The sequence below is a fragment of the Actinomycetospora sp. ABD4_176 genome, assembly GCF_056311855.1.
This window is the reverse complement of sequence record NZ_CM149974.1, coordinates 350,093-369,939: the sequence shown is the minus strand read 5'-3', so window position 1 is coordinate 369,939 and position 19,847 is coordinate 350,093. Positions and strand designations below refer to the sequence as shown.

At 76.1% G+C, this 19,847-nt stretch carries 20 protein-coding genes; 6 read left to right on the top strand and 14 right to left on the bottom strand.

The window, feature by feature from the left end:
• Nucleotides 1-113: 113 nt before the first annotated feature.
• The 3 genes from ACYX4T_RS01750 to ACYX4T_RS01740 form a co-directional block, all read right to left on the bottom strand.
• Nucleotides 114-1,436 carry an FAD-dependent monooxygenase gene (locus ACYX4T_RS01750; protein ID WP_476012862.1) on the bottom strand — a complete coding sequence of 441 codons (1,323 nt, stop codon included), beginning with the start codon at nucleotides 1,434-1,436 and terminating at the stop codon, nucleotides 114-116.
• Between the two features lie 175 nt (nucleotides 1,437-1,611).
• A complete protein-coding gene (locus tag ACYX4T_RS01745) occupies nucleotides 1,612-1,809 on the bottom strand; it encodes a hypothetical protein (protein WP_476012861.1) in 198 nt (65 codons plus the stop codon).
• The gene (locus ACYX4T_RS01740) at nucleotides 1,806-2,291 is read right to left on the bottom strand and encodes a helix-turn-helix domain-containing protein (RefSeq protein WP_476012860.1); all 486 of its coding nucleotides are present in this window, start codon (nucleotides 2,289-2,291) and stop codon (nucleotides 1,806-1,808) included. Before ACYX4T_RS01740 ends, ACYX4T_RS01745 begins: the two co-directional genes overlap by 4 nt.
• Nucleotides 2,292-2,570: 279 nt before the next feature.
• On the opposite strand from ACYX4T_RS01740, the gene ACYX4T_RS01735 reads away from it, so the two are divergent.
• Complete coding sequence (locus ACYX4T_RS01735; protein WP_476012859.1) at nucleotides 2,571-4,409, top strand: serine/threonine-protein kinase; 1,839 nt, start codon at nucleotides 2,571-2,573, stop codon at nucleotides 4,407-4,409.
• A gap of 13 nt (nucleotides 4,410-4,422) precedes the next feature.
• Here the strand turns inward: ACYX4T_RS01735 and ACYX4T_RS01730 are convergent, their stop codons facing one another.
• Complete coding sequence (locus ACYX4T_RS01730; RefSeq protein WP_476012858.1) at nucleotides 4,423-4,707, bottom strand: MSMEG_0570 family nitrogen starvation response protein; 285 nt, start codon at nucleotides 4,705-4,707, stop codon at nucleotides 4,423-4,425.
• Nucleotides 4,708-4,836: 129 nt separating this feature from the next.
• Between ACYX4T_RS01730 and ACYX4T_RS01725 the strand changes: the two genes are divergently transcribed.
• Entirely contained in the window at nucleotides 4,837-5,403 is a 567-nt protein-coding gene (locus ACYX4T_RS01725; protein ID WP_476012857.1) for a type II toxin-antitoxin system PemK/MazF family toxin, read from the top strand.
• A 224-nt stretch (nucleotides 5,404-5,627) separates the two neighbouring features.
• Complete coding sequence (locus tag ACYX4T_RS01720) at nucleotides 5,628-6,509, top strand: PP2C family protein-serine/threonine phosphatase (protein ID WP_476012856.1); 882 nt, start codon at nucleotides 5,628-5,630, stop codon at nucleotides 6,507-6,509.
• 26 nt (nucleotides 6,510-6,535) lie between these two features.
• On the opposite strand, the gene ACYX4T_RS01715 is transcribed toward ACYX4T_RS01720, so the two are convergent.
• The 4 genes from ACYX4T_RS01715 to ACYX4T_RS01700 form a co-directional block, all read right to left on the bottom strand.
• Entirely contained in the window at nucleotides 6,536-6,742 is a 207-nt protein-coding gene (locus ACYX4T_RS01715; protein WP_476012855.1) for a hypothetical protein, read from the bottom strand.
• Between the two features lie 61 nt (nucleotides 6,743-6,803).
• Nucleotides 6,804-7,859 carry a tRNA (adenosine(37)-N6)-threonylcarbamoyltransferase complex transferase subunit TsaD gene (tsaD, locus tag ACYX4T_RS01710; RefSeq protein ID WP_476012854.1) on the bottom strand — a complete coding sequence of 352 codons (1,056 nt, stop codon included), beginning with the start codon at nucleotides 7,857-7,859 and terminating at the stop codon, nucleotides 6,804-6,806.
• A 37-nt stretch (nucleotides 7,860-7,896) separates the two neighbouring features.
• On the bottom strand, nucleotides 7,897-8,868 hold the full coding sequence (locus ACYX4T_RS01705; protein WP_476012853.1) for an NAD-dependent epimerase/dehydratase family protein: 972 nt from the start codon (nucleotides 8,866-8,868) through the stop codon (nucleotides 7,897-7,899).
• Nucleotides 8,865-9,989: an FAD-dependent monooxygenase gene (locus ACYX4T_RS01700; RefSeq protein ID WP_476012852.1), complete on the bottom strand. Its 1,125-nt coding sequence runs from the start codon at nucleotides 9,987-9,989 to the stop codon at nucleotides 8,865-8,867. The genes ACYX4T_RS01705 and ACYX4T_RS01700 overlap by 4 nt, the downstream gene beginning before the upstream one ends.
• 72 nt (nucleotides 9,990-10,061) lie before the next feature.
• On the opposite strand from ACYX4T_RS01700, the gene ACYX4T_RS01695 reads away from it, so the two are divergent.
• On the top strand, nucleotides 10,062-10,625 hold the full coding sequence (locus ACYX4T_RS01695; RefSeq protein ID WP_476012851.1) for a TetR/AcrR family transcriptional regulator: 564 nt from the start codon (nucleotides 10,062-10,064) through the stop codon (nucleotides 10,623-10,625).
• Here the strand turns inward: ACYX4T_RS01695 and ACYX4T_RS01690 are convergent.
• The 3 genes from ACYX4T_RS01690 to sigJ form a co-directional block, all read right to left on the bottom strand.
• Nucleotides 10,606-11,016 carry a hypothetical protein gene (locus tag ACYX4T_RS01690; RefSeq protein WP_476012850.1) on the bottom strand — a complete coding sequence of 137 codons (411 nt, stop codon included), beginning with the start codon at nucleotides 11,014-11,016 and terminating at the stop codon, nucleotides 10,606-10,608. The genes ACYX4T_RS01695 and ACYX4T_RS01690 overlap by 20 nt on opposite strands.
• The gene (locus ACYX4T_RS01685) at nucleotides 11,013-11,669 is read right to left on the bottom strand and encodes an SDR family oxidoreductase (RefSeq protein ID WP_476012849.1); all 657 of its coding nucleotides are present in this window, start codon (nucleotides 11,667-11,669) and stop codon (nucleotides 11,013-11,015) included. Before ACYX4T_RS01685 ends, ACYX4T_RS01690 begins: the two co-directional genes overlap by 4 nt.
• A 110-nt stretch (nucleotides 11,670-11,779) precedes the next feature.
• The gene (sigJ, locus tag ACYX4T_RS01680) at nucleotides 11,780-12,694 is read right to left on the bottom strand and encodes an RNA polymerase sigma factor SigJ (protein WP_476012848.1); all 915 of its coding nucleotides are present in this window, start codon (nucleotides 12,692-12,694) and stop codon (nucleotides 11,780-11,782) included.
• Between the two features lie 59 nt (nucleotides 12,695-12,753).
• On the opposite strand from sigJ, the gene ACYX4T_RS01675 reads away from it, so the two are divergent.
• Together ACYX4T_RS01675 and ACYX4T_RS01670 are read left to right on the top strand one after the other, a co-directional pair.
• The gene (locus tag ACYX4T_RS01675) at nucleotides 12,754-13,212 is read left to right on the top strand and encodes a MerR family transcriptional regulator (RefSeq protein ID WP_476012847.1); all 459 of its coding nucleotides are present in this window, start codon (nucleotides 12,754-12,756) and stop codon (nucleotides 13,210-13,212) included.
• Nucleotides 13,213-13,243: 31 nt separating this feature from the next.
• A complete protein-coding gene (locus tag ACYX4T_RS01670) occupies nucleotides 13,244-13,933 on the top strand; it encodes a TetR/AcrR family transcriptional regulator (protein WP_476012846.1) in 690 nt (229 codons plus the stop codon).
• Here ACYX4T_RS01670 and ACYX4T_RS01665 read toward each other — a convergent pair.
• The 3 genes from ACYX4T_RS01665 to cobN form a co-directional block, all read right to left on the bottom strand.
• The gene (locus ACYX4T_RS01665) at nucleotides 13,894-14,301 is read right to left on the bottom strand and encodes a RidA family protein (RefSeq protein ID WP_476012845.1); all 408 of its coding nucleotides are present in this window, start codon (nucleotides 14,299-14,301) and stop codon (nucleotides 13,894-13,896) included. The two genes, ACYX4T_RS01670 and ACYX4T_RS01665, sit on opposite strands and share 40 nt — an antisense overlap.
• A gap of 188 nt (nucleotides 14,302-14,489) precedes the next feature.
• Entirely contained in the window at nucleotides 14,490-16,079 is a 1,590-nt protein-coding gene (locus ACYX4T_RS01660) for an SLC13 family permease (protein ID WP_476012844.1), read from the bottom strand.
• A gap of 106 nt (nucleotides 16,080-16,185) precedes the next feature.
• Complete coding sequence (gene cobN, locus ACYX4T_RS01655; protein ID WP_476012843.1) at nucleotides 16,186-19,833, bottom strand: cobaltochelatase subunit CobN; 3,648 nt, start codon at nucleotides 19,831-19,833, stop codon at nucleotides 16,186-16,188.
• Between the last annotated feature and the right edge of the window lie 14 nt (nucleotides 19,834-19,847).

Genomic DNA, 19,847 nt, shown 5'->3' with positions numbered 1-19,847 from the left:
GGTGGCTGTCGTCCTTCCGTCGGAGCGGGGAGCGGTGAGTACCCGATCGCGCCTCACCGTGCGCGCGCTCGCGGTCACGGACGGCCCAACGCCCGCTCCCGGCGAGCCACACCTTACGGGCGGTCGAGGGCAGGTGATCGGAGTGAACGCGACCCGGAAGTGGCGCCCGGGTGAATGTCACGCCGATCGGGTGCCCCGGCGGCGCCGCCGGCGGACGCGCCCGGGCCGCCGGGCCCCGCCGCGAGGGCCGCGAGGGCGTGCAGCACCCGCCCGGCGGGCCGCCAGGAGGCGAAGCGCAGGGCGGCCCGGCGCACGGCGGCGACGACGCCGTTCCCGGGCAGGAAGAAGTGGCGGGAGCGGCGCGCGGCGCTGGCGGCCGCGAGGGCCGCCGGACGGTGCGAGGCCTCCCACGCGGCGAGGCCCGCCTCGACGTCGTCGGGGTGCTCGGCGAGGTGCGTGCCGAGCGTCTCGCCGCCGACGAGCGCCAGCGCCGAACCCTGTCCCGAGTAGAGCGTCGGGCACCACGCGGCGTCCCCGACCAGCACGATCCGCCCGCGGCGCCACGACCCGAGCCGGATCTGCGCGACGGTGTCGACGTGGGTGGTGCCGGCCTCCTCGACCCCGTCGAGGATCTCCGGCACCAGGCCCGCGAAGTCGCCGTAGACACGCCGCAGCGCGCCCACCGGGTCGGCGGCCGCCCGCCACGCCGCCTCGCGCCCGTCGACGCCCAGCAGCTCGGCGCGGAACGTGAAGAACACGACCGGGGCGTGCCCGGCGACGGCCATGAGGTGCGCGGTGCGCCCCACCTCGGCGGGCACGACGTAGTCGCCCTCGCGCAGGCCGCCGGGCAGGCGCGGGAGCACCGCGGAGATCACGACGTGGTCGAACTCGTGGCGGAAGCGGCTCTCCGGGCCGAACACCATCCCGCGCACCGCCGAGCGCACCCCGTCGGCCCCGACGAGCAGGTCGAACCGCTCGCGCGACGCCCCCTGCGGGCCGTCGAGGACGACGTCCACCCCGTGGCGGCGGGGCTCGATGCGCCGCGGCACGGTGGCGAAGCGGACCGCGACCTCCGCGGGCCGCGCGTCCCACAGCGCGGCCTCGAGGTCACCGCGGACGAGCGCGAGCGCGCGGGGATCGTCGGCCAGCGACGCCTCGACCCGCGAGACCGTGCGCCCGCGGGCGTCGACCCCGGTGATGATCCCGTCGGCGGGCAGGCGGGTGCGCAGGGCGTGCGACACCCCGAGCCGGTCGGCGGCGGCGAGGCCCTCCGGCGCGAGGCGCACGAAGTAGCCGCCGGTGCGGCGCGCGGGCGCCCGCTCGCACACCGTCACCGTCCAGCCGGCCCGGTGCAGCGAGGTCGCGGCGGCGAGCCCGGCCACGCCGGCGCCGACGACGAGCGCCCGCGGTCGTCCGTCGCGCCCGATCCGGTCCACGATGTCCAGGGTAGGCGCCGAGGTCCTGGCGTCCCCCGGCGACGGACGTGGGCTCGCCCTCACACGCACGACGGCCCCGCCACCCCGGCGGGGTGGCGGGGCCGTGGCGGTGGTGGCTCCGGCTCCGGTCAGGGCTGCGACGGGCCGAGACGGGCTGCGACGGGCCGAGACGGGCTCAGACGCGCGCCGGGTCGACCCGGCGGAAGTGCTGGCAGTCGCACTGGGCGCAGTGGTCGCCGAGGTAGTAGTGCTCGTGCGACTCGCGCGGGTGCTTGCAGGAGCAGAGGTCCACGAGCGGGACGCGCGCCAGGGACGGCGGCATCGGGGCACGGAGGACGGGGAGGTGGGTCCGACGGTGGTCGATGAGCTTCATGTCGAGGAGGTCCGTTGAGGTGGAGGGGTCGGCAGGGGCGGTCGAAGAGCGGTCGTGGGCACTTCGGGCCCGCACGCGCGGTAGACGCGGGCGGAGGGCCGTGCTGTGGGCACGGAGCGAGCGGTGTGCTCGCCCCGGGCCGCGGCGAGCTCGCGACGTGCCCACGCCAGTTCGCGTCGGGCCCGGTCGAGCTCGTCGTGGGCCTGGTCCCGCTCGCGCGTGACCAGGGCCACCTCGTCCTGCAGGGACACGACCATCGCGGCCGCGGTGAGGGTGAGCCCCTCGTCGAACAGCTCGCGGATCCGGGAGGCGAGGGTCAGCTGGCGGCGCGTCCAGCGCCGGTGCCCGCCTGCGGAGCGCTCCGGGCGGACCATCCGACCCGCGTCCAGACTCCGGAGGAACGCCGGCCGCACGCCGAGGAACTCCGCCGCCTGACCGGTGGTCAGCGGGGGGTCCTCCTCGTCGAGGCTGTCGGCGCCCACGGCTTCCGTCGCGTCCTTGCGTTCGTGCTCTGCGCAGTCCGGCCCCACCGCTGAGCAGGGCGGACGTGGAGAAGTTCTACTCGGCACTGCAATTTCTGTCAATGCTCGTGGCGGCGGTGCGGGGCGTGTCACCCGAGGGGGGTGCTCGGGGCGGCGACCGATGGGTGACGGCACTGCATCGATCACCCGAATTCGCGAATCCGGTATGTCGATGTGCCCCGATCCGGGTAGAGGAGGTGGAAGGATGGAGATCGGAGTCCGGGGAGGGGGGAGACAGGCATGTCCGACGACGATCCCTCCGCCGTGCCCGGCCCCCCGCTCCCCGAGCGGCTGGGGCAGCGCTTCGCCCTCGGCGAGCTGATCGGGCGCGGCACGTGCTCCGAGGTCTACCGGGCGCACGACCTCCTGCTCGACCGGGACGCCGCGGTGAAGATCTTCCCCGTGGAGAACGACCCGCGCATCGAGCGCGAGGTCGCGCTCATGGCCTCGCTCGACCACCCGAGCCTCGTCCCCGTCTTCGACGTCGGCCACGTCGCCGGCCGCGCGTTCGTCGTCATGTCGCTCCTGGGCGGCGGCAACCTCAGCGATCGCCTCGCCGACGGCCCGATGGGGGTCACCGAGACGCTGCTGGCCGTCGCGTCGGTGGCCGACGGCCTCGGCCACGTCCACCGCGCGGGCGTCCTCCACCGCGACGTCACGCCGCGCAACGTGCTGTTCGACGACGACGGGCGCGCGCACCTCTCCGACTTCGGCGTCGCCTTCGTCGCCGACGCCCCCCGGATCACCGACACCGGCATCGTCGTTGGTTCGGCGCCCTACCTCGCGCCGGAGCAGGTCCGCGGCGAGACCGTCGGGCCGCCCGCCGACGTCTACGCGCTGGGCCTCGTGATGATCGAGGCCCTCACCGGGCGGCCCGCCTACGACGGCAGGCCGCTGGCCGCCGCCCGCGCCCGCCTCGAGCGCCGCCCGGACATCCCGGACGGGCTGGACATCGAGGTCGTCGCGCTCCTCGACGCGATGACGGCGGACGACCCGGCGCACCGGCCCACCGCCGAGCAGGTGTGCGTCGGCCTGCGCCGCGCCGCGCTCGCCGCCGAGACGCTGACGCCGCTGCGCGCGATCGTCCCGCCGGCCGGTGCGGGGCTCGCCGGCGCCGTCCCGGAGGCAACCACCGAGACCCTGCGCCCCGGCGGGCCGACGCCGGCCGCGGCCCCCGTCGGCGTGCGCGGCGCCGTCGCCGGGTCGCTCGGGATGCCCGCCACCGACGACGCCGGGACGAGCGGGACCGCCGAGACGCCGGCGGCCCCTGCCCGCACCCGGCGACCCCGGGCTGCCGACGCCGGCGGGATCGCCGTGGCCGCGTCGGTCGCCGCGGCGGTGCTGCTCGCGGGCGGCGTCGTCGTCGCCTCGGCCTGGACCGGGGACGGCGTGAGCTCGGTCGCGGCCCCCGCGGCCACCGTGCCGCCGCCCACCGCGGAGATCGTCACCGACCCCGGCGGGGGCGGCACCTTCGCCGACGGCCTGCGCGCACGCCCCGCGCCGGAATCCGACGAGGACGCGCCGGTCACCCACGAGCGGAGCTCGGCATCCACCGGCGCCGACGACGGGACCCGCCACGCGGTGGCGACCACCGACGACGCCTCCTCCCCCGCGCCGAGCGAGGAGCCCTCGTCGCCGACGCCCCCGTCGACGCCCCCGTCGACGCCCACCTCGACCCCGCCGTCGACCACCCCGCCGTCGACCACGCCCTCGTCGACCGCCCCACCGTCGACCACCCCGCCGTCGACCACGCCCTCGCCGACCACCCCGTCGTCGACCCCGTCGTCCGGCGCCCCCACCTCGACCTCGCCGCAGGAGCTGCTGCCGGGCGTCACGCTGCCGAGCCTGCCGACCCGCTCCTCGACCGAGGAGCCGGCGCCGTCGACGACCACGACGCGCGCGAGCACCACCAGCTCGGCGGCCCCGACCTCCCCGACCTCCACCACGCCCGAGGACGACGAGACCAGCCAGGCCGGCGGGTCCGACGAGGCCGCCGAGACCACCACGACCACCCCGCGGCGGGCGGCCCTGGCCGACCCGGCGATCGAGGCCCTGGGCGGGCTGCTCGGCGGCCGCTGAGCCCGGTCCCGGGTCAGCGGTCGAAACCCTCGACCCGCACCACGCCCGGCGCCCCGCCGTGGCGGGCGGCGTCCTGCTCGATCGCGGCGAGCGACGCCGCCGCGCGGCCGCACGGGAACCCGTAGCGGGCCCGGACGCGCTCGCTCGCCTCGATGAGCGCGGTGCGGGCCCGCGCGAGGAGGTCCGGGGTGGCGTAGCCGGCCCCCTCCTCGACATGCTCGGTGAGCACCAGCGAGGGCGAGTAGTAGCGGCGCGCGGTCCCGTCGGGCCAGCGCAGGCGGACGTGCACCTCGGGCATGGCGGTGATCGTCGCGCACGGAGGTGTCGGCGGTGTTGCCCGCGGTGTGCTCCGCGCGAGGACGAGGAGTGGATCCCGGGCCGGGCCCCGCGCGGCGACCGTGGTCCCCGGCGCGGCAAGCTGTGCGCCGTGGCGGGATTCCGGGACGTGGTCGGACGGGCACTGCAGGCCGGTCTGGACCTGCTGAACAAGCAGGTCGACGGGCAGGGCCGGCGGGACGGGCGGGGCCGGCGGGACGGACAGGGCCGGCGGGACGACCGGCACGGCCCCGAGCAGGCCGCCCCGGCACCGACGCCCGGGGTCCGCACCGCACCGGCGCGGGACCGGGCGCGCTCGATCTCCTACCAGCCCGACCTCGACGGGGCCGCCGACCCGGGCGAGGTCGTGTGGACCTGGGTGCCCTTCGAGGAGGACGCCTCGCAGGGCAAGGACCGCCCGGTCCTGGTCGTGGCCCGTGCCGGGCAGGGCGAGCTGCTGGGCCTGATGCTGTCGAGCCAGGAGCACCGCCGCGACGACGCCCACTGGCTGCCGGTCGGGTCGGGCGGCTGGGACCGCGAGGGCCGCGACTCGTTCGTCCGCCTCGACCGCGTGCTCGAGATCCCCGAGCACGGCATCCGGCGGGAGGGCGCGGTCATGCCGGCCGATCGCTTCGAGCGCGTCGCGGCCGAGCTCCGCGGCGGCTACGGCTGGAACTGACCGCAGATCGTCAGGACGCGGGCCACCACCCGTTCGCGGGAACGGCTACCCTCCGGTGCACGACCCGGGTACCGCCGGGTCGTCGCGGGAAGGGGCTGCCGGTGATCGCTCGGGAGCCCGCGTGCCGACCGGTCCACGCCCCGACCCACCCGTCGGGCGGAACGCCGCCCCGGGCTCACCGCGTCGTCCCGGCCCTCGCGGTCCCGAGGGTGTAGGGAGTGCCCGTGCCGATCGAGCCCGCGTCCGCCTCCCCCGCGTCGTCCCCGTCGTTCGCGGGCGCCGAGCACGCCGAGGACGTGCTCGACGTGCCCGACGCGTCGGACGGCGCGGTCGGCCCGCTCGTCCTCGGCGCCGGCGTCACCGACCGCGGGCACCGGCGCCGCCGCAACGAGGACTCGTTCGCGCTCTGCCGCGCGGCCACCACCGAGGGCACGCCCACCGTCGTCGCCGTCGTCTGCGACGGCGTCGCGTCGGTGCCCGGCGGCGACACCGCGTCGCGCACCGCCTGCGACGTCGCCGTCGCGGCCGGGCAGGAGGCGCTCGCCGACGGCCAGGACCTCGACGACGCCGCCGCGAGCGCCGCCGACGCCGCGCGCACGGCCGTGTCCGCGCTCGCCCCGGGCAGCGGTCAGGCCCCGGCGTGCACCTACGTCGCCGCCATGCTCGACGCCGGGCGCGCCGTCGTCAGCTGGGCCGGCGACAGCCGCGCCTACTGGCTCTGCCCCGGCGCGCCCGACGAGTCGACCGTGCTCACCGAGGACGACTCGTGGGCCGCGGAGATGGTGGCCGCGGGCATGGTCGCCGCCGACGACGCCCTCGCCGACCCGCGCGCCCACGTGATCACCCGCTGGCTCGCCGCCGACGCGCCCGACGTCGTCGCCCGGCACCGCAGCTGGGAGCTCGACGAGCACGGCGTCCTGCTGCTGTGCAGCGACGGGGTGTGGAACCACCTGCCCGACGCCGCGGTCCTCGCGGGCCTGCTCGACGGGACGCCCACCGACATGGAGACCGTGCACGCCGCGGCCCGCCGGCTCGTCGTGGCCGCGCTCGACGAGGGCGGGCACGACAACGCCACCGCGGTGGTGCTCGCGGTCGCGCCCGGCTGACCGACGGCGATCCACGGCGCGCCGACCTACAGCGGGGTGCGCGCCGCCAGGTGCGCCGGCGTCATGGCCAGGGCGATCATCACGTCGCCGCTGTCGGCGTACGGGCGGTCGGGGATCTGCTCGAGCTTCGTGCGGGTGCGGGCGTCGAGGCCGTAGTCGTCGGCCACGACCAGGATCTGCCAGCGGCGCAGCGGGAACGGCTGGCCGTCGAGGACCGCACGGAGACCGGGCACCCCTCCACCGATACCGGTGCTCCGACCGGGCGACAACGTGAGGGGTCCGACAGCGGTGATCTCAGCCGACGGGCACCGGCCGCGTGCCGTGGAGCAGCGCGCCCGTCAGCCGCGCCCGCGGGTCGGCGGCGACGTCGAGGGGGTCGGGCTCGACGTCGGCGCGGACGAGCAGGTCACCGAGGGCGGCGATCATCGCGCCGTTGTCGGTGCACAGCCGGATCGGCGGCACGCGCAGGGTGATCCCGGCGGCGGCGCAGCGCTCCTCGACCAGCCCGCGCACCCGCGAGTTCGCCGCGACGCCGCCGACCACGAGCAGGGTGTCGGCGCCCTGGTCGGCGCAGGCGGCGACGGCCTTGCGGGCGAGGGTGTCGGCGACGGCCTCCTGGAACGACGCCGCGATGTCGGGCACGGGCAGCGGGCCGTCCTGCCGCTCCACCCACCGCGCGACCGCCGTCTTGAGCCCCGAGAAGGAGAACGTCCACGGCGGGTCGGACGGGCCGGTGAGCGGGCGCGGGAAGGCGATGGCGTGCGGGTCGCCCTCGCGCGCGGCCCGGTCGATCGCGGGGCCGCCCGGGTAGGGCAGGCCGATCAGCCGCGCGACCTTGTCGAACGCCTCGCCGGCGGCGTCGTCGACGGTGTCGCCGAGGTGCACGACCTCGTCGCGGGCCAGGTCCCCGACGGAGAGCAGCGAGGTGTGGCCGCCCGAGACGATCAGCGCCACACAGCGCGGGGGCAGCGGCCCGTGGTCGAGGACGTCGACCGCGGCGTGGCCCGCGAGGTGGTGCACGGCGTAGAGCGGGACGCCCGCGGCCAGCGCGTACGCCTTGCCCGCGGCGAGCCCCACCTGCAGCGCCGGGCTCAGCCCCGGCCCCGCGGTGACGGCGACGGCGGTGACGTCGGCGAGGTCGACCTCGGCGCGGCGCAGCGCCGTACGCACCATCGGCGCCATCGCCTCGAGGTGGGCCCGCGCCGCGACCTCGGGCACCACGCCGCCGAAGCGCGCGTGCTCGTCCATGCTCGAGGCCAGCGCGTCGCCGAGCAGCCGTCCCTCCGACACGAGACCGACGCCGGTCTCGTCGCAGGACGTCTCGATGCCGAGGACCAGGGGCGTGCTCACCCCGGCCATTGTGCGCTGCCGCCCGGTCCTGCCCGGATCAGCCCCCGGCCGGGACCAGGCGGCGGCGCGTGCGCGCGGGGTCGCCGCGGTACCACGCGAGGGTCGCGGCGATGCCGGTGTCCCAGTCGGTGGCGCGGGTGGTGAAGGCCGCCCGGAAGGCCGAGTCGTCGACGAGGAACGGCTGCTCGAACTGGTAGAGCAGCTCGGCGCCCTCGCGGACCACCGGGGACACGAGCCGCAGACCGGCGACCATCGCCGGGGTGATGCGCCCGACGCGCGGCGGGTGCCCGGCGGCGGCGAAGACCTTCTCCACGAACAGCCGGCCGGTGATCGGCGGCGGCACCGGGGTGTGCCAGACGCGACCCGTCGTGTCCGCCGGGGCCAGGGCCAGCTCGACGAGCGCCGCGCCGACGTCGGGGGCGTAGCCGGCGGTCACGGGCAGGTCGGGGTCGCCGGGCCACCGGGCGGTGCGCCCGTGCACCGCGGCCGCGAAGATGCCGCCGGCCAGCAGCGACTCCACCCCCGGCCCCCACAGCTCCGGCGCCCGGCCGATGACCGTCTCGACCTCCCCGCGCGCGTGGGCGGCCAGCACCATCTCGGCGAGCCACGCCCGCAGCACGCCCTTGCCCGAGACCGGCGCGACCGTCGTGTCCTCCCGCATCGGGCCGTCGACCCGCCCGTACATCCACGTGTCGTCGGCGAGCACGAGCCGCGCGCCGGCCGCGCCCGCGGCCGCGAGCAGCGCGCGGGTGGCGGCCGGGAAGACCGCGCGCCACGCGGAAAAGGGCGGGTTCACGCAGTGGTGGACCGCCGCGGCGTCGCGGCAGACGTCGCGCATCGCGGCGGGGTCGGCGGCGTCGGCGGCGACGACCTCGGCCGCCTCGACGCCCTCGACCGGTGCCCCCGAGCGGCTCACGGCGCGGATCGGGAGTCCGCGGCGGGCGAGCTCCGCGCAGACGGCGCGGCCGATGCCGCCCGTGGCGCCGACGACGACGTGGGTGCCGGTCATGCGTTCTCCTCCACGGACGGGGTGCCGAGCAGGCGGTCGAGCGCGGCCGCCGAGGCCCGTGCGGGCAGGGCGGCGGTCAGGGTGGAGCGCAGCGCCACCGCGAGCGGCGAGCGCCAGGCCGCGACGGCGCCGGCGGTGCGCGAGCGGCGGGCGACGGCCTCGGCGGCGGGCCGGCGGCGGGCCTCGTAGGCGGCGAGCGACGACGGGTCGGTGGTCGCGTCCTGCGCCAGCGCCACCGCGTCGAGGAAGGCCTGCGCGGCGCCCTGGCCGAGGTTCGGGGTCATGGCGTGGGCGGCGTCGCCGAGCAGGGCGACGCGGCCGCGGTGCCAGGCGCGCGGTGGGGTGAGGTCGGCGAGCGGGTGCACGAGGACCGGGCCGACGGCGGCGTCGAGCACCGCGGGGACGGGGTCGTGCCAGCCGGCGAAACGCGCCCGCAGCCAGGGCACGGGGTCGCCGGCGGGCACCTCACGGCTCGGCACCACCGCGTACGCGTAGGTGCGCCCGCCAGGCAGCGGGCCGAGACCGACGTACTCGCCGCGGCCCCAGCTCTCGCCGCCGGCGTCGAGGGCGTGCTCGGCGACCAGGCGGAACGCCGTCTGCCCGGTGTCCCGCACGGTCGCCTCGGGCCACAGCGCACCCCGCACGAGGCTGCGCAGCCCGTCGGCGGCGACCACCAGCTCGGCCTCGTGGCGCCCGCCCGCGTCGTCGTGCACGACGGCCGGGGTCGCCGCGTCCCCGGGCTCGACGCGGGTGACGCCGGCTCCGGCGCGCACCGGCGGGGCGGCCGCGAGCAGCAGCGCGAACAGGTCGGGGCGCGGGAGCACGACCACGCCGTCGCCCTGCCGGCGCCGGAGGTCCGCCGCGTCGACGTGGGCGAGCCACCGGCCGGACGCGGTGCGGATGCCGCCGCCGATCTCGACCGTGCCCGCGTCCCGGGCCGCGTCGCCGAGCCCGAGGGCGTCGAGCGCGCGCAGGGCGTTGGGCCACAGCGCGATGCCCGCCCCGGACGACGTCGGCGGGTCGCGGCGCTCGAGCACCGTGACCTCCCAGCCCGCGCGCCGCAGCGCGATCGCGCCGGCCAGCCCGCCCAGCCCCGCTCCCACCACGACCGCCCGTCCCATGGCCCGGCTCCTCTACGCCTGTAGTAGGCAGTACTCTACGGCTGTAGAGGAACCGTCGGGAAGGGGCCGTCCGTGGACCGTCGGGACGTGCTCGCCGACGCGGCGATCGCCGTGCTCGCCCGCGACGGCGGCCGCGGGCTGACCCACCGCGCGGTCGACGCCACCGCAGCGCTCGCCGAGGGCACCAGCTCCTACTACTTCCGCACCCGCGCGGCCCTGCTGCAGGCCTGCGTCGACCGGCTGACCGCGCAGACCCTCGCCGAGGTGCCCTCCACGACACGCCCCCCGGCCGACGTCGACGAGCTCGTCGAGGCCGCCGTGGCGCTGGTCGGGCGCTGGCTCACCGCCGACCGCGACCGGCTGCTCGCGCGGTGGGAGCTGGCGCTGGAGTCGACGCGGCGCCCCGAGCTCGGCGCGGCGCTGCGCACCGGGGGCGCCCGCGTCCGCCGGCGCGTCGCCGCGACGCTGGACGGGCTGGGCGTGCCCGACGCCGCGCGCCGCGCCGACGACCTCGTCGCCTGCCTCGACGGCCTCGCCTTCGACGACCTCGCCGGCGCCGGCCCGCGCCGCGACACCGCGGGCCTGCGGGCCGCGGTCACCGACGCCGTGCACGGGTTCACGTCCGGGCGGGCGTGACCCGCCGGCGCGGCAGGAGCGCCAGCACCGCCACCGCGAGCAGGATCTCGAGGGCGAACGCCGCCTGCTGCAGCACCGCGTCGACCAGCGGGAAGTGCGCGAGGTGGAAGGTGTGGAACACCGCGTGCGGCACGGCGAACACGAGGAACGCGACGACCGCGGCGATCACCAACCGCCGCTCGGGCCACCACGCCGCGAAGGCCAGCACCACGCCGAGGGCGAGCGTGCCGGCGCCGTGGTCGCGCACGAGGTGCTCGTTGAACGGCGGGAGCAGGGCGACCCAGGGCGTGCCGCCGTACGGGAAGGCGTCGTAGAACAGCTGCGGGAGCACCAACGCCCAGAGGCCGACCACCAGCTGGAACGCGGCGAGGAGGCCGAGAAGCGCCCTCACGACCGCACCCCCGCCGCCAGGTACTGCTCGAAGGTGACGACGCCCTCGGCGTGCGCCGGCGTGAGGTGCGCGCCCTCGCGGAAGCCGCGGGCGATCGCCCCGGGGACGCGCAGCGGCAGCACCGGACGGCGCTTCCCGGTCGCCCGCGCCCAGACCCGGGCGAGGTCGTCCATGGCCCGGACCTCCGGCCCGCCCAGGTCCGGCGCGCGCCCCGAGGGCGGCGCGGCGACGAGGTCCGCGAGGCGCGCGGCGACGTCGCCGACCGCGATCGGCTGGAACGACGCCCCGGCCAGCACGGGCAGGACGCCGACGCGGGCGGTGGCGGCGAAGAGCGTCGCGAGCAGGTCGTGGAACTGCGTCGCGCGCAGGATCGACCACGGCAGCCCCGAGCCCTCGACGAGCTGCTCGCTCTGCACCTTCTCGCGGTAGTAGGGCAGCGGGATGCGGTCGGCGCCGACGATCGAGACGTGGACGAGGTGCGCCACCCCGGCCCGGCGCGCGGCGTCGACGAGGCGCGCGGTAGCCGACGCGTCGCCCTTCGGGCGGCTGGCCAGGTGGACGACCGTGCCGATCCCCGCCAGCGCCCCGTCGAGGCCCTCGCCGGTGGCGAGATCGCCGACCACCCGCCCCGGCCCCGCGCGACGGCTCAGCACCCGCGGACCGTCGAGCAGCGGGACGAGCGCGCTCCCCAGCGTCCCCGTCCCCCGGTCACCAGCACGGTCATGACGTCCTCCCGGTCCCCGGGCGTCCGGCCGGCGCCCGCTCAGAGAGGTCGACCGGACAGCCCCGCCGAACGTGACAGCTGCGCGACGAGGAACGCGAGCTTCTCGGGGTTGCGCAGGATGCGGACCGTGGCGACCTGGTCACCGGCGGGCTCGATCGTCAGGACCCCGTCGAGCACGCCGTCGAGGAACGCGAGCGCCGCCGGGGCGCCGTTGACCTCCGCGGCCGCCCCCGTCCGCCGCGGTCGTCGCGGCCCGAGGACGCCGACGAGGAAGCGGGCGACGGCGTCGCGGCCGTGCACGGGGCGACGGGCGGCGCTCACCCTGCCCCCGCCGTCGGACCACACCGTGACGTCGGCGGCCAGCAGGGCCTCGAGCCCCGCCACGTCGCCCTCGCGCGCGGCGGCGACGAACCGGGCGAGCAGCGGGCCGACGTCGGCGGGGTCGGTGGGCGGGGTCGCCGGCACCCCGTCCGCGGCGAGGTGGCGCCGGGCGCGGGTGTGCAGCTGGCGCGAGCCGGCCACGGTGACGTCGAGGACCGCGGCGACCTCGGCGTGGCTGTGCCCGAACGCCTCGCGCAGCACGTAGACCGCGCGCTCGGGCGGGGTCAGCCGCTCCAGCGTCGTGAGCAGGGCCAGCGACACCGACTCGCGCTCCTCCACCGTCGCGGCCGGGCCGGTCGCCGGGTCGGTGGTGAGGATCGGCTCGGGCAGCCAGGGGCCGACGTAGGTCTCGCGGCGCGCGCGGGCGGAGTCGAGGCGGTTGAGGCAGAGCCGGGTGACGACGGTCGTCAGCCACGCCGCGGGGTTGTCGACCTCCGCCTCGCGCCCCGCCCAGCGCAGCCAGGCGTCCTGCACCACGTCCTCGGCGTCGTGCGCCGACCCCAGCATCCGGTAGGCCAGGCCGAACAGGCGGGGACGCTGCGCGGTGAAGGCGTCCGTCGTCACGCCCGCCATCCTGGCCCGCTCCGGACGGGCTTGCCTTCGAGTGCGCTCGAAGCCCTACGGTCGACGGTGTGAGCGTGACGACCGACCGGCTGCGGAACCTCATCCACACCACGGAGGGCGAGCTGCCCCCGTTGACGGCGGAGCTGGTGCGGGACCTCGAGATCCCCGACCGGATGGCCATCGCCGAGGTCGCGGCGCTGACCGGGGTCAGCGCCCATACGCTGCGCTACTACGAGCGGATCGGTCTGGTCGACGTGCCCCGCGACGGCTCGGGCCGGCGGGTCTACGACCGCGACGCCGTCGGCCGGGTCGTGTTCATCTCGCGGCTGCGCGACTCCGACATGCCGATCGCGGCGATCGCCCGCTACGTCGATCTCGTCAAGCAGGGCCCCGCGACCGAGCCGGAGCGCCTGGCGCTGCTGGAGGCCCACCGCGAGGACATCCTGCACCGCCTGCGCGACCTGCAGGCCGCCCTGGCCGTCGTCGACTACAAGATCACCACCTACGGCGGGGCCTGCGGGACCTGACCTCCCCATGGCGTTGCCATAGCATCCCCGGATGGCGCGGCAGAAGGACCCGGCGGTGCGCACGCAGCTGCTGGAGCGCGCCGCGCGGATGCTGCGGGAGCGCGAGCCGATCACGTTGCGGTCGCTGGTCGCCGGGACCGGGGTCTCGACGATGGCCGTCTACACCTACTTCGGCGGGATGGACGGCGTGTGGCGCGCGCTGCGCCAGGAGGGCTTCACGCGGCTCGCGGCCCGCCTCGACGCCCTCGTCGTCCCGGCCGACCCCGTCGAGGACCTCGTGGCGGGCACCGCCGCCTACGCCGTCAACGCTCTCGAGCACCCCGACCTCTACCGCGTCATGTTCGACGCGACCGTCGAGCTCGAAGACGTCGCGGCCGCCGAGGCGACCCTCGGGTACCTCGAGCGCGCCGCGCGACGGTGCCGGCAGGAGGGCCGGATCGCGCCGGACACCGACCCCGACCGGCTCGCCACCGAGGTCTGGACCGTCTGCCACGGGATCGTGTCGCTGGTGGTCAGCCGTGTCGCGTCACGGCGCACCCTCGCCTCGGGGGTCCCCCTCCTCACCGCCGTCATCGTCGCCGCGGGTGACGACCCCGCGGCCTGCCGGCGCTCGGTCGAGGCCGGCTGGGCGGCGCTGCGCCCGCCGACGGACAGCGCCCGGGAGATCGTTCAGGGCAGCGTTCAGGACAGCACGGCGACGGCGTCGACCTCGACGAGGTAGCCGGGCGCGGCCAGCGCGGTGACCCCGATCCAGGTGCTCGGCTGCTGGAGCTCGACGCCCAGGGCCGCGGCCGCACGGTCGCGCCCGGCGACGAGCTGATCGGCCTTCGACGCGTCGAGGTCGACGACATAGATCGTGACCTTGGCCAGGTCGGCCGGCGTCGCCCCGACCGCGTCGAGCGCGGCGGCGACGTTGAGGAACGCCTGCTCGGCCTGCGCGGCGAGGTCGTCGCGGCCCACGAGGTTCCCGTCCACGTCCCAGGACACCTGACCGGCCAGGTAGACGGTGCGCGAGCCCCGCGTGTCGGCGACCTGGTGGTGGACGTCGACCCGGTGGACGCGCTCGGGGTGCACCAGCTGCACGGACATGGTCGTGCTCCTCTCTCGTCCCGGCATCGGTCAAGTATAGCAAAGCGATGCTATACAAGCGGTCTGTTTCCCGAGGGACCGGTCGAGAGTGGACCGGAATCCGGGAAACCACGGTCGGGAGAACTGGCGGGACGCGATTCCTGCGCTCATCCCCGTCGCGTCACGACGCGGCCGCCGGCCCGACACCGTCAGTAGGCGATGCCGAAGACCCACACGAGCAGGGTCATGGTGGTGAGGGTGATCAGCACGACGGCGATGAGGTTGAGCCAGAACCCGCCGCGGATCATCTGGCCGATCGTCACGTAGCCCGAGCCGTAGGCGATCGCGTTGGGCGGGGTGGCGACCGGCAGCATGAACGCGCAGGTGGCCGCGAGGGCGACCGGTGCGGTCAGCAGCAGCACCGGGGTGCCCACACCCATCGCGACGCCGCCGACGAGGGGCAGGAACGTCGCCGCCGTGGCGGTGTTGCTGGTCAGCTCCGTCAGCAGCAGCACCCCGGCCACGAGCAGCAGCACGAACAGCACCGTCGGGACGACGCCGAGCGCCCCGGCCTGCTCGCCGATCCACTGCGAGAGCCCGCTGTCGTCGAACTGCGCGGAGAGCGCGAGGCCGCCCCCGAACAGCAGGAGCACGCCCCACGGCAGCTTCAGCGCGCTCTCCCAGTCGAGCAGCCGCACGCCGCGGGCGGCGCCGGCCGGGGCGAGGAACAGCAGGACACCGATCGCCATGGCGATGCCCGCGTCGCTGATCGCCGGGTCCTCCCAGATGAGCGGGATCCCCACCCAGCTCACCGCGGCCAGGACGAACGCCGCGAGGACCCGCTTCTCCCCGCTCGAGGGCGGGCCCAGCTTGGCGAGCTCGCCGTCGATCAGCGCGTGACCGCCGGGGATGCGGTCGATCTCGGGCTTGAACAGCACCTTCGTGAGCACGAACCAGGCGACGACCAGGAACACCGCGGCCAGCGGCAGGCCCACGAGCATCCACTGCCCGAAGCCGATCTGGATGCCCTGCGTCTCCAGATACCCCACGAGCAGGGTGTTGGGCGGCGTCCCGATGATCGTCGCCAGGGAGCCGATGGACGCGGCGTAGGCGATGCCCAGCATCAGCGCGGTGCCGAACGTCGAGCGCACCACCGTGCGCCGGGCGCTCTCGTCGTCCCCGTCGGCCCCGTCGGTGGCGCCCGGGGCACCGGTGGTGGCCGGGTCGAGCACGAGCAGCAGCACCGAGATCCCGATCGGCAGCATCATCACCGAGGTCGCGGTGTTGGAGACCCACATGCTCAGGAAGCCGGTGGCCACCATGAACCCGGCGATGAGCATCGTGGGGTTGGTCCCCATCGCCCGGATGGTGACGAGGGCGATGCGGCGGTGCAGGTTCCAGCGCTGCATGGCCAGGGCCAGCAGGAAGCCGCCCATGAACAGGAAGATGATGTCGTCGCCGTAGGAGGCACCGACGTCGCTGACGGACGGCTCGCCGAGCACGGGGAAGAGCACCAGCGGCAGCAGGGCGGTGGCCGGGATCGGGATGGCCTCGGTCATCCACCAGATGCCCATGAGCACCGCGACCGCGGCGGTCAGCCGCGCCTCGGGCGCGAGGCTCGCCGGCAGCACGAGGTAGACCAGCCCCGCCCCGACCAGGCCCGCGACCAGCCCGATCCGGTGCCGTCGGACGGTGCTCGGCGCCTCCGGCTCGGTCTGCAGGCCCGGGGAACGGTAGCGCTCGTCGGTCTCCGTGGTGCTGTCGTCCCCGGCCTCCTGGCCCGCGGTCCGGTCGCTCATCGGCACCCCCCGTGGTCGGTCGCGTGTGGACCGTCACCGTAGGGCGGCGGCGTCACCCGCCCGTGTGCCGCACCTTACAATCGTCCGACGATGTCAGCACCCGGCGTCAGCCACCCTCGGCGTCGCCCTCGGCCTCGAGGAACGCCTCGCGCAACTGCTCGACCATCGCCGGGTCCGGGCTCTCCCACAGGCCGCGGTCGACGGCCTCGAGCAGGCGCTCGGCCATGCCGTGCAGGGCCCAGGGGTTGGCCTCGCGCAGGAACGCGCGGTTCTCGGGGTCGAGGACGTAGTTCTCGGTCAGCGAGCCGTACATCCAGTCGCTGACGGTCCCCGCCGTCGCGTCCCAGCCGAACAGGTAGTCGACGGTCGCGGCCATCTCGAACGCGCCCTTGTAGCCGTGCCGCCGCATGGCCGCCATCCAGCGCGGGTTGACGACGCGCGAGCGGAACACCCGCGCCGTCTCCTCGATCAGCGACCGCGTCCGCACGTTCTCCGGACGCGTCGAGTCGCCGACGTACGCCGCCGGCGCCGCCCCGGTCAGCGCGCGGACCGTGGCGATCATGCCGCCGTGGTACTGGTAGTAGTCGTCGGAGTCGGCGATGTCGTGCTCGCGGGTGTCGATGTTCTTCGCCGCCACCGCGATCCGCCGGTAGGCCGCGCGCATCTCCTCGACCGCCGACTCGCCCTGGCGCCCGCGCCCGTAGGCGTGCCCGCCCCAGGTCGTGTAGATCTCCGCGAGGTCGGCGTCGCCGCGCCAGTCGCGCGAGTCCATCGCCTGCAGCAGCCCCGCCCCGTACGCGCCGGGCGGCGAGCCGAAGATCCTCGTCGTGGCGGCCTGCCAGCTCGCCCCGGAGGCCGCGTCGGCGCGCGCGTGCGCGGCGACGAAGTTGTCCTCGTCGGGCTCCTCCAGCGCGGCGACGAGCGCCACCGCGTCGTCCATCGTCGCCACGACGTGCGGGAACGCGTCGCGGAAGAACCCGGAGATGCGCAGCACGACGTCCACGCGCGGGCGCCCGAGCTCGGCCGACGGCACGACCTCGAGCCCCGTCACGCGCCGCGACGCCTCGTCCCACACCGGCCGCACGCCCATGAGCGCGAGCGCTTCGGCGACGTCGTCACCGGAGGTGCGCATCGCGGCGGTCCCCCACAGCGAGAGGCCCACGCTGGTCGGCCACTCCCCGTCGTGGTCGGCGCGGTACCGCTCGAGCAGCGAGTCGGCCAGCATCTGCCCGGTCTCCCAGGCCAGCCGCGACGGCACCGCGCGCGGGTCGATCGAGTAGAAGTTCCGCCCGGTCGGCAGCACGTTGACCAGCCCGCGCAGCGGCGACCCGCTCGGCCCGGCCGTGACGTGCCCGCCGTCGAGGGCGTGCAGGACACCGGTGATCTCGTCGGTGGTGCGGTCCAGGCGCGGGACGACCTCGGTCGCGGCGAAGGTCAGGATGTCGGTGACGGTCGCGTCGGGACGACCGAGGACCTCGAGGGTGACCTGGGCCGGTTCGGTCCAGGCGCGCTTCTCCATGCCGAGCACGAGCGAGTGGGCGGTCTCCTCGAAGCGGTCGGTGTCGCTGCGCGACGTCGTCCCGTCCTCGACCATGCCCAGCGCCTCGCGCAGCCCGGGCAGCGACTGCGTGCCCGACCACAGCTGCCGCGCCCGCAGGACCGCGAGCACCATGTCGACGCGCTCCTGCCCGCTCGGCGCGCGCCCGAGGATGTGCAGGCCGTCGCGGATCTGCGCGTCCTTGATCTCGCAGAGCCAGCCGTCGAGGTGCATGACGAAGTCGTCGAAGCGCTCGTCGTCGGGCTGGTCGGTGACGCCGAGGTCGCTGTCGAGCTTCGCGGCCTGGATCAGCTGCCAGATCTGCCCGCGGATCGCGGTGATCTTGCCGGGGTCCATCGCCTGGATCGACGCGTACTCGTCGAGCAGCTGCTCGAGCCGCGCCAGGTCGCCGTACGACTCGGCGCGCGCCATCGGCGGCACCAGGTGGTCGACGAGCGTCGCGTGCGCCCGGCGCTTGGCCTGCGTCCCCTCGCCCGGGTCGTTGACGAGGAACGGGTAGACCAGCGGCAGGTCGCCGAGGATCGGGTCGGGCGCGCAGGACGCGCTGCTCGCGACCGTCTTGCCCGGCAGCCACTCGAGGTTGCCGTGCTTGCCGACGTGCACCAGCGCGTGCGCCCCGAACGTGCTCTGCAGCCAGCGGTAGGCCGCGAGGTAGTGGTGGCTCGGCGGCAGGTCGGGGTCGTGGTAGATCGCGATCGGGTTCTCGCCGAACCCGCGCGGCGGCTGCATCATCACGACGACGTTGTCCCGCTGCAGCGCGGCGACGGTGATCGCGCCGTCGTGGAGGAACATCTCCCCCGGCGCCGGGCCCCAGTGCTCCTCGACCCCGGCGCGGAAGTCGTCGGGCAGGGTCGCGAACCACGCCGTGTACTCGTCGACGGGGATGCGGATCGGGTTGGCGGCGAGCTGGTCCTCGGACAGCCAGTCCTGGTCGTAGCCGCCGGCGTCGATGAGCGCGCGGATGAGCAGGTCGCCGTCGCCCTCGGCGAGACCCGGCACCTCCCCGATCCCGTAGCCGGCATCCTTCATCGCCTGCAGGAGGCGCACCACCGACGCCGGCGTGTCCAGCCCCACCGCGTTGCCGATGCGGGCGTGCTTCGTCGGGTAGGCGGACAGCACGAGGGCGATGCGCTTCTCGGCGTTCGGCACGTGGCGCAGCCGGGCGTGGCTCACCGCCAGCCCCGCCACGCGCGCGGCCCGCTCGGGGTCGGCGACGTAGACCGGGAGCCCGTCGGCGTCGGTCTCCTTGAAGCTGAACGGCACGGTGATGATGCGGCCGTCGAACTCCGGGACGGCGACCTGGTTCGCGGCGTCCAGCGGGCTCACGCCGTCGTCGTCGTCGAGCCACTCGTCGCGGGTCCGCGTCAGGCACAGCGCCTGCAGGATCGGGACGTCGAGCGCGGCGAGCGCACCGGTGTCCCAGCTCTCGTCGTCCTCGCCGGCGCTGGCCGCCGCGGGTCGCGAGCCGCCGGCCGCGAGCACGGTCGTGACCAGCACGTCCGCGTGGCGCAGGACCTCGACCAGCTCGTCGTCGGGGCTGCGCAGCGACGAGCAGAACACGGGCTCGGGCACCCCGCCGGCGTCGACCACCGCCCGGCACAGGGCGTCGACGAACGCCGTGTTCCCGGCCATGTGGTGCGCGCGGTAGTAGACGACGGCGACCCGGGGGCGGGCGTGGGGTGTTGCAGCGAACGCGCTGTTCGTTGCGCTAGAAGCAGCGAACAGCGCGTTCGCTGCGTCCTCCGGATGCTCCCAGCCGTCCAGGCGCCCCCAGCTCGGCATCTCGGCGGGCGGCTCGAAGCCGTGGCCGGTGAGCAGGACCGTGTCGGACAGGAAGTGGTGGAGCTGCGCGAGGTTCTCCGGCCCGCCCTGGGCGAGGTAGAGGTGCGCCTGGGTCGCGACGCCGACCGGCACCGTCGACGACTCCATCAGCTGCGCGTCCGGGCTCTGCTCCCCGCCGAGCACGACGACGGGCCGCGGCTGCGACGGCGCGAGCAGCGCGTCCAGCCCGTCCTCCCACGCCTGGCGGCCGCCGAGCAGGCGCACGACGACGAGGTCGACGCCGTCGAGCAGGCCGTCGAGCTCGTCCACCGCCACCCGCGCCGGGTTCGCCCAGCGCCAACCACCCGCCTGACCGGGTGCGCTGGCCCGCGCCGAGCGCAGGTCGGTGTCCGAGGTCGAGAGCAGCAGGAGCACCGCGCCTCCAGGCC